The sequence below is a fragment of the Mesorhizobium sp. M7A.F.Ca.CA.004.04.2.1 genome (assembly GCF_004022825.1).
GTDB lineage: Bacteria > Pseudomonadota > Alphaproteobacteria > Rhizobiales > Rhizobiaceae > Mesorhizobium.
Genome location: NZ_RZPH01000250.1, coordinates 1 through 6,462, shown reverse-complemented (window position 1 = coordinate 6,462; position 6,462 = coordinate 1). Strand labels below are relative to the sequence as shown.

The following is a 6,462-nucleotide window of genomic DNA, read 5'->3' as shown; positions in this document are numbered from 1 at the left end:
TCACCAGCCATGGCATGGCTGAAGAAACTTGTCGGCGCCGTCGTCATTCTGGGCGGCGTCGGCGCGGTTGCCGGGTGGGTCCTGTCGGCGCCGGTGACGCTCGACAGGGAAACCCTGGCCAAGCTCGGTCCTGGCGACGCAGCCAGGGGCAAGCGCATCTTTTATGCCGGCGGTTGCACATCCTGCCATGCAAAGCCGGGCTCACAGGGCGACGCCCGGCTTCAACTCGTGGGTGGCCTTGAACTCAAGACGCCGTTCGGAACCTTCGTGCCGCCCAACATTTCGCAAGATCCCAGGGACGGTATCGGCGCATGGTCTGTCGAGGACCTCGCCAATGCCATGCTGAAGGGCGTGTCGCCTTCTGGTGAGCATTTCTATCCGGCGTTTCCCTATGCATCCTACGCGCGCATGAATCCGGCTGACATTGGCGATCTCTATGCCTTCTTGAAGACGTTGCCGGCCGTCGCCGGCAAGGCAGCGGGCAATTCGCTCGGTTTTCCCTTCAATATTCGCCGCGGCATCGGCCTGTGGAAATTGCTCTATCTCAGCGATCAGCCGGTTGTTGCCTTCCCCGAAGGCAAGCCTGATCCGGTGATGGCAGGCCGCTATCTGGTCGAAGGGCCAGGCCATTGCGGCGAATGCCACACGCCGCGCGATCTTGCGGGCGGCACGAAGAAGAACGAGTGGCTGGCGGGCGCCGTGGCCGCCGAAGGCAATGGCGTCGTGCCGAACATCACATCGGGCGAGGGCGGTCTCGCCGACTGGTCGGAGGCCGATATCGCCAACTATCTCGAAACCGGCTTCACGCCCGATTTCGATTCGGTCGGCGGCGCCATGGTCGATGTCCAACGGAACATGGCCGAACTGACGCCGCAGGACCGTGCGGCCATCGCCGCCTATCTGAAGGCGATACCGGCGCATCCAAACGGCTATCCGGCCCGCAAGAAGACGGCAAACTAGACCGAGTCTTCAGACAGGTGGCGGTCGCCGAGAAAATCGAAACCCGTCTCGAAGAAATGGTTGTAGTTGCAGGTCAGCTCTTCGCCAGGCGCGATGTCGTGCAGCGCAAAGCTCTCCTCCGGTGAGGAGACGTCGCAGTTCGGCTCGTCGGCATGGTTCATGTAGCGCGCGTCGTCGGCTTCGAAGACGATGTAGTTCGGATCGCGGCGGTCGGGATAGGAGTAGCGATCGAGATAGCTCTTCACCGGGCCGGCCGCACGTTCATAAGTCTCGACCTCGATGAGCCGATCGAACCTTGGGTCCAGCTTCCAGATCAGAGTGCCGCGAGGAATGTGGTTCTTGGCAAAGACGCCGATTCCCTGGATAGGCGATTTGTCGAGATAGACGTCGACGAGCAGCATAATGGACCTTTACGCGATTGGAGGCTGTCGGGCCGGGAAAAACCGCGCACTGGGTAGCGCGCGGTCATCGCAATTGCGAGTGAAAATGAGCAACGGGAACTTAAAAAGCCCTGATCACGCAGCCTCTTCGGAAGGCGCGTCGATCATCGTCTGGAGTCAGCGTTGCTGCAGCGCCAGACGGACGCCCAAAGCGCAGTAGATGCCGCCGACAACTTTGCCCTGCCATCGTAACACCGACGGATTTCGGCGCAGGAACGTGCCGAGCCGGCCAGCGCTCACGGCAAAGACGACCGTGCTGAAAAGGCCCAGTACGACGAAGATGGCCCCCAACACGGTCATCTGAAGCATCACCGTCCCGTTTTCAGGCCGCACGAACTGAGGCAGGAAGGCAAGGAAGAACAGAGCGGTCTTGGGGTTGAGCACTTCGGTCAGGACAGCCTGTCGAAACGCCTTCCCGGCAGAGATCGCAAGCGCGCCGGCAGCCGGGCCGCCTGGTGTTTTCTCCATGATCGCGCGAATGCCGAGATAAACCAGGTAGGCCGCGCCGATGTACTTTATGACGCTGAACAGCGTCGCCGATGCGGCGATGATCGCCGATATGCCGATCATGGCCATGACGGTGTGAAAGATGTCGCCGACAGCGATCCCAGCGCCGGTCGCGATGCCAACCTTGGTTCCGGAACTCGTTGCCCGCGCTATGGTAAGGAGCGTGGCCGGACCCGGGATGAAGACGAAGCCGAGCACAACCGCGACATAAGCAATCAGTGTAGCGAGATCGATCATCGGTCGATTTCTCCCGTAGGCTGCGCCTTACCCATCACCTTCAGCGCGAAGGAATAGGTGTAGGCGATCTCCTCCAGCCGCGAAAACCGGCCGGAGGCACCGGCATGGCCGGAATCCATGTTGATCTTGAACAGGACCGGATTGTCCCCGCTCTTGCGGTCGCGCAGCCGGGCCACCCATTTGGCCGGTTCCCAATAGGTGACGCGCGGATCGGTGAGACCGGCCAGCGCCAGGATCGGCGGATAGTCGTGATCAACGACATTGTCATAGGGCGAGTAGGCGGCAATGGTCCGGTAGTCGTCGGCGGACGCGATCGGGTTGCCCCATTCGGGCCATTCCGGCGGCGTCAGCGGCAGGGTCGCATCGAGCATGGTGGTGAGGACATCGACGAAGGGTACCTCGGCGACGATGCCGCCAAAACAATCCGGCGCCATGTTGGCGACGGCACCCATCAGCATGCCGCCGGCCGAACCGCCCTGGGCGACGATACGGTCATGCGCCGTGTAACGCTCCGTCACCAGATGGCGCGCGACGGCGATGAAATCGGTGAACGTGTTCATCTTGTTCTCCCGCTTGCCGTCATCGTACCAGCCATAGCCCTTGTCCTTGCCGCCGCGAACGTGAGCGATGGCGAAGACAAAGCCCCGGTCGACCAGCGAGAACCAGTTGGTGTTGAAGGCGGCCGGCACGGTGATGCCATAGGAGCCGTAGCCGTAAAGCAGGCAAGGTGCGGATCCGTCCAGCGGCGTGTCGCGATGGTGCAAAAGCGAGATCGGCACCAGTTCGCCATCGCTGGCCGGCGCCATCAGGCGCCGCGTGACATAGTGGTCCGCATCATGGCCGGATGGCACTTCCTGGGTCTTCAGCAGCACCCGCTCGCGGGTACGCATATTATAGTCGAACACCTGCGCAGGTGTCGTCATCGACGAATAGGAAAAGCGCATGATCTCGGTGTCGTACTCATAGGAACCCGACAGGCCGAGCGAGAAAGCCTCCTCGTCGAGGGACAAAAGATGCTCCTCGCCGCTGGTGCGGTCGTGCACGACGATGCGCGGCAGGCCTTCCTTGCGTTCGAGCCGAACCATGTGGTCTCTGAAGCCGATCACCGACAGGATCAGCCGGCCGGGTTCGTGCGGCACCAGTTCCTGCCAGTTGGCGCGCACGGGATCGCCCGCTGGTGCCGTCATGATCTTGAAGTCCTTGGCGCCGTCGGCATTGGTCAGGATGAAGAAGATATCGCCGCCTTCTTCCAGCTCGTACTGCAGGCCAATCTCGCGCGGCGACACCAGTTTCGGTTCGGCAAACGGATCGTCGGCGCGCATCAGGCGGTATTCCGAGGTCTCGTGGTCGTTGATGCCGATCATGATCCACTCGTTGTTGCGGGTGCCGCCGACATTCATGAAGAAGCCGGGATCGGTTTCCTCATAGATCAGCCGGTCGCTTTGCGGGCTGTCGCCAAGCGCATGGAACAGCACCTTCGACGGGCGGTGGTTGGGGTCGAGACGTGTATAGAAGAAGCCGTCATTGGCGGCGTTCCAGACACCTGAACCGCCGGTGTCGGGGATCTGGTCCGCAAGTTCCCTGCCGTCGGCAAGGTCACGCACGTGAAGCGTGTAGAATTCGGAGCCCTTGTCGTCGAATGCCCACAGCAGCCTTGCGTGGTCGGCCGAATGGTCGACGCCGCCAAGACGGAAATAGGCCTTGCCCGCGGCCTCCGCGTCACCATCGAGCAGGATATGCTCGGCACCGCCGTCTCGCGGCATGCGGAAATAGCGCGGCTGCTCGCCACCAAGTTTGAAGGACGAGCCATAGGCATAGGGCCCATCCTTCATCGGCACGGAAGAATCGTCTTCCTTGATACGGCCCTTCATCTCCTTGAAAAGCTGCTTTTGCAGTTCGACCGTGTCGGCCATCAGCTTCGACTGGTAGGCATTCTCCGCCTCGAGTTCTGCGCGGATTCCCGCATCGAGCAATGAGGGGTCGCGGAACATCTCCTGCCAGTTGCCGGCCCGCAGCCAGGCATAGTCGTCGGTTCGCGTGATGCCGTGATGCGTGTCGGAAACCGGCCGCTTCTCGGGCGTTGGCGGGCTGACGATCGGAAATATGGATGTCTTGGTCATTGCGTCTCGCTTTGCCAGTATCTTCAATGGGCCAGTATCTTCAATGGGCCAGTATCTTGAATGGACCATCTCGAATGGAGAATATCTTGAACGGCGAATGAACACGCCGATCAGGGCAGGTTCAAGAGCCGGAGCGTATGGATTGTGTCGGCTCCAGGAGATGAGCCGGGAGGAGAGATGATGACTATTTGGTCTCGGACTGCTGCGGCTTTCGCCGTTGCTTCACTAACTCTGGCCTTTGCCGGCCAGTCTCATGCGACCGTATTCGCGGCTTGGCAAGTGGCCAATGTGCCGTTCGGCGACACGCTCAATGTGCGCAAATACCCTTCGGGCGCATCCCAGAAGCAGGCGGCATATCCGAACGGGACCGTTCTGCAGATGACCGGGCGATGCACCGGCGGAATAAACCTGCTCGACATCGCCAACCAGCCGGCATGGAAGCAGGAACAAAAGATTCGTTTTCGCTGGTGCGAAGTCTGGCATGATCCGGCCCAGAACGGCAAATTCGTCACCGGCTGGGCGTATGGCAAATACATCACGCCGCATTGATTGATCCGGCAGCAATCAGCCGATCCGCCGGATGACAGGCATGTCGCCTGATTGCTTGCGTATGACCACGGCAACCTTTGGTTTTGTGGACAAATATGAACAACCAATATTGCCCGACGATAGCCAAGCAAAATCAAACATTAAAACCCATTTCGTGAGATGCCGCGAATGTAACGGTGAGCTGACGTTGCGTCAGCCGTTGCCGACGAGCGCGCGAAATATCGATAAATTACACAATGCACGAAAGATTGAAGCTGATCGCGGAATAATTGATCAATATCGTTCAATATAGCGTAAGGGCCGAATTGACTTACTTGGTCTGGGCGCTCATTGATGTGCCCGCGACACGAATCGTAGAAACTCTACCTGCACAAAATTCGTGCGATGCCCTGCTTGTAAAAAAGGGCGCAGATCGATGTAACTCTTGTTGGGGCCCGAAGACCATGGATATTGTCGAAACACCTTCCAGAAACAGCGATGCGCTGATCGAATTGACCGCCGATGTGGTGGCCGCCTATGTCAGTAACAATCCCGTGCCGGTCGGCGAATTGCCGAACCTGATATCCGATGTCCATGCTGCGCTCGGGCGTGTGGGCGGAACCGCCGAACAGCCGCCTGCCGACAAGCAGAAGCCGGCGGTCAACCCGAAGCGGTCGGTTCATGACGACTACATCGTCTGCCTTGAAGACGGCAAGAAGTTCAAGTCGCTGAAGCGCCATTTGATGACCCACTATGACCTGACACCGGACCAGTATCGCGAAAAGTGGAACCTTGACCCGACCTATCCGATGGTTGCACCCAACTATGCGGCTGCCCGGTCACAGCTTGCCAAGAAGATGGGCCTCGGCCGCAAGCGCAAAGCGCGGTAATCGCTGCCAGAGCAATTCAAGGAAAAGTGAAACGGTTTTCCCGGGAAAGCGCATAGAGCTCTCCCTTGGGAATTGCGTCAAAATAAGCCAGATCGGATCGACATCAACGGCGCCTTCGGGCGCCGTTTGATTTTTGCGCCGCGAGGCGCGGATCCGGTATGAAGGTGTCAGGCGGTCTGCTTGAGCGCTGCCTCGGCGTCGCGCTTGATGCGCTTGACCATCGAGCGAAGGCCGTTGGCGCGCTGCGGCGACAGATGTTCGTCGAGGCCGAGTTCTTTCAATGTCGCTTCCGCATCGGTCTGCTGGATTTCGCTGGCGGTCCTGCCGGAAAACAGCGCAAGTATGATCGCAACCAGTCCACGCACGATGTGAGCGTCCGAATCGCCCGTGAAGGTGATGACTGGGTCGGCTCCAGCCCCGCGTTCGGTGGTCAACCAGACCTGACTGACGCATCCCGGCACCTTGTTGGCGGCGCTGCGCTGCTCGTCGGGAAATGGCGGCAGCGCCTCGCCGAGTTCGATGACGTAGCGATAGCGGTCTTCCCATTCCTCGAGGAACGAAAAATCGTCGCGGATCGTCTGGATCGTGGTGGTCATAATGCCGGATATAGTCACGCGGCGGCTCCGCGTCACGGAAAAACAAGGACACCGCGGGCGTCGAGAGGGCAGACAGCCCGCGGTGCGCCGTCGAAGCGGCTTAATTCTGAGGCGGCAGGTTGACGGTCTCGGGCAAGACGATTTCTACGGGCAGGCTGCCGGTCATCGTCGACGTGTCGGGGCC

The 6,462-nt window shown here is 60.1% G+C and carries 8 protein-coding genes; 4 read left to right on the top strand and 4 right to left on the bottom strand.

Annotated elements, in window-relative coordinates; genetic code table 11:
- Nucleotides 1–9: 9 nt before the first annotated feature.
- Nucleotides 10–960, top strand: coding sequence for a cytochrome c (locus tag EN893_RS13630; RefSeq protein ID WP_127269952.1), 951 nt, complete (start codon nucleotides 10–12; stop codon nucleotides 958–960).
- Here the strand turns inward: EN893_RS13630 and EN893_RS13625 are convergent.
- From EN893_RS13625 to EN893_RS13615, 3 genes are all read right to left on the bottom strand, one after another.
- A complete protein-coding gene (locus EN893_RS13625) occupies nucleotides 957–1,361 on the bottom strand; it encodes an SET domain-containing protein-lysine N-methyltransferase (protein WP_127269950.1) in 405 nt (134 codons plus the stop codon). The genes EN893_RS13630 and EN893_RS13625 overlap by 4 nt on opposite strands.
- Nucleotides 1,362–1,517: 156 nt before the next feature.
- Nucleotides 1,518–2,144, bottom strand: coding sequence for a LysE family translocator (locus EN893_RS13620; RefSeq protein WP_127269948.1), 627 nt, complete (start codon nucleotides 2,142–2,144; stop codon nucleotides 1,518–1,520).
- A complete protein-coding gene (locus EN893_RS13615) occupies nucleotides 2,141–4,264 on the bottom strand; it encodes a S9 family peptidase (RefSeq protein ID WP_128361590.1) in 2,124 nt (707 codons plus the stop codon). Before EN893_RS13615 ends, EN893_RS13620 begins: the two co-directional genes overlap by 4 nt.
- A 180-nt stretch (nucleotides 4,265–4,444) precedes the next feature.
- On the opposite strand from EN893_RS13615, the gene EN893_RS13610 reads away from it, so the two are divergent.
- The 3 genes from EN893_RS13610 to EN893_RS13600 all read left to right on the top strand — a co-directional run bounded on the left by EN893_RS13610 (nucleotide 4,445) and on the right by EN893_RS13600 (nucleotide 5,682).
- On the top strand, nucleotides 4,445–4,813 hold the full coding sequence (locus tag EN893_RS13610) for an SH3 domain-containing protein (RefSeq protein ID WP_127268166.1): 369 nt from the start codon (nucleotides 4,445–4,447) through the stop codon (nucleotides 4,811–4,813).
- 40 nt (nucleotides 4,814–4,853) lie between these two features.
- Entirely contained in the window at nucleotides 4,854–5,105 is a 252-nt protein-coding gene (locus EN893_RS13605) for a hypothetical protein (protein ID WP_127269946.1), read from the top strand.
- A 151-nt stretch (nucleotides 5,106–5,256) separates the two neighbouring features.
- Nucleotides 5,257–5,682: a MucR family transcriptional regulator gene (locus EN893_RS13600; protein WP_013532660.1), complete on the top strand. Its 426-nt coding sequence runs from the start codon at nucleotides 5,257–5,259 to the stop codon at nucleotides 5,680–5,682.
- A gap of 167 nt (nucleotides 5,683–5,849) precedes the next feature.
- On the opposite strand, the gene EN893_RS13595 is transcribed toward EN893_RS13600, so the two are convergent.
- Complete coding sequence (locus EN893_RS13595; RefSeq protein WP_127268169.1) at nucleotides 5,850–6,278, bottom strand: SufE family protein; 429 nt, start codon at nucleotides 6,276–6,278, stop codon at nucleotides 5,850–5,852.
- Nucleotides 6,279–6,462 lie beyond the last annotated feature (184 nt).

What these genes read in the sequence shown, in the direction of transcription:
- EN893_RS13605 (WP_127269946.1), top strand. Translation starts at nt 4,854, where the DNA reads ATGTCGCCTGATTGCTTGCGTATGACCACGGCAACCTTTGGTTTTGTG.
- EN893_RS13630 (WP_127269952.1), top strand. Translation starts at nt 10, where the DNA reads ATGGCATGGCTGAAGAAACTTGTCGGCGCCGTCGTCATTCTGGGCGGC.
- EN893_RS13625 (WP_127269950.1), bottom strand. Translation starts at nt 1,361, where the DNA reads ATGCTGCTCGTCGACGTCTATCTCGACAAATCGCCTATCCAGGGAATC.
- EN893_RS13610 (WP_127268166.1), top strand. Translation starts at nt 4,445, where the DNA reads ATGACTATTTGGTCTCGGACTGCTGCGGCTTTCGCCGTTGCTTCACTA.
- EN893_RS13595 (WP_127268169.1), bottom strand. Translation starts at nt 6,278, where the DNA reads ATGACCACCACGATCCAGACGATCCGCGACGATTTTTCGTTCCTCGAG.
- EN893_RS13600 (WP_013532660.1), top strand. Translation starts at nt 5,257, where the DNA reads ATGGATATTGTCGAAACACCTTCCAGAAACAGCGATGCGCTGATCGAA.
- EN893_RS13620 (WP_127269948.1), bottom strand. Translation starts at nt 2,144, where the DNA reads ATGATCGATCTCGCTACACTGATTGCTTATGTCGCGGTTGTGCTCGGC.
- EN893_RS13615 (WP_128361590.1), bottom strand. Translation starts at nt 4,264, where the DNA reads ATGACCAAGACATCCATATTTCCGATCGTCAGCCCGCCAACGCCCGAG.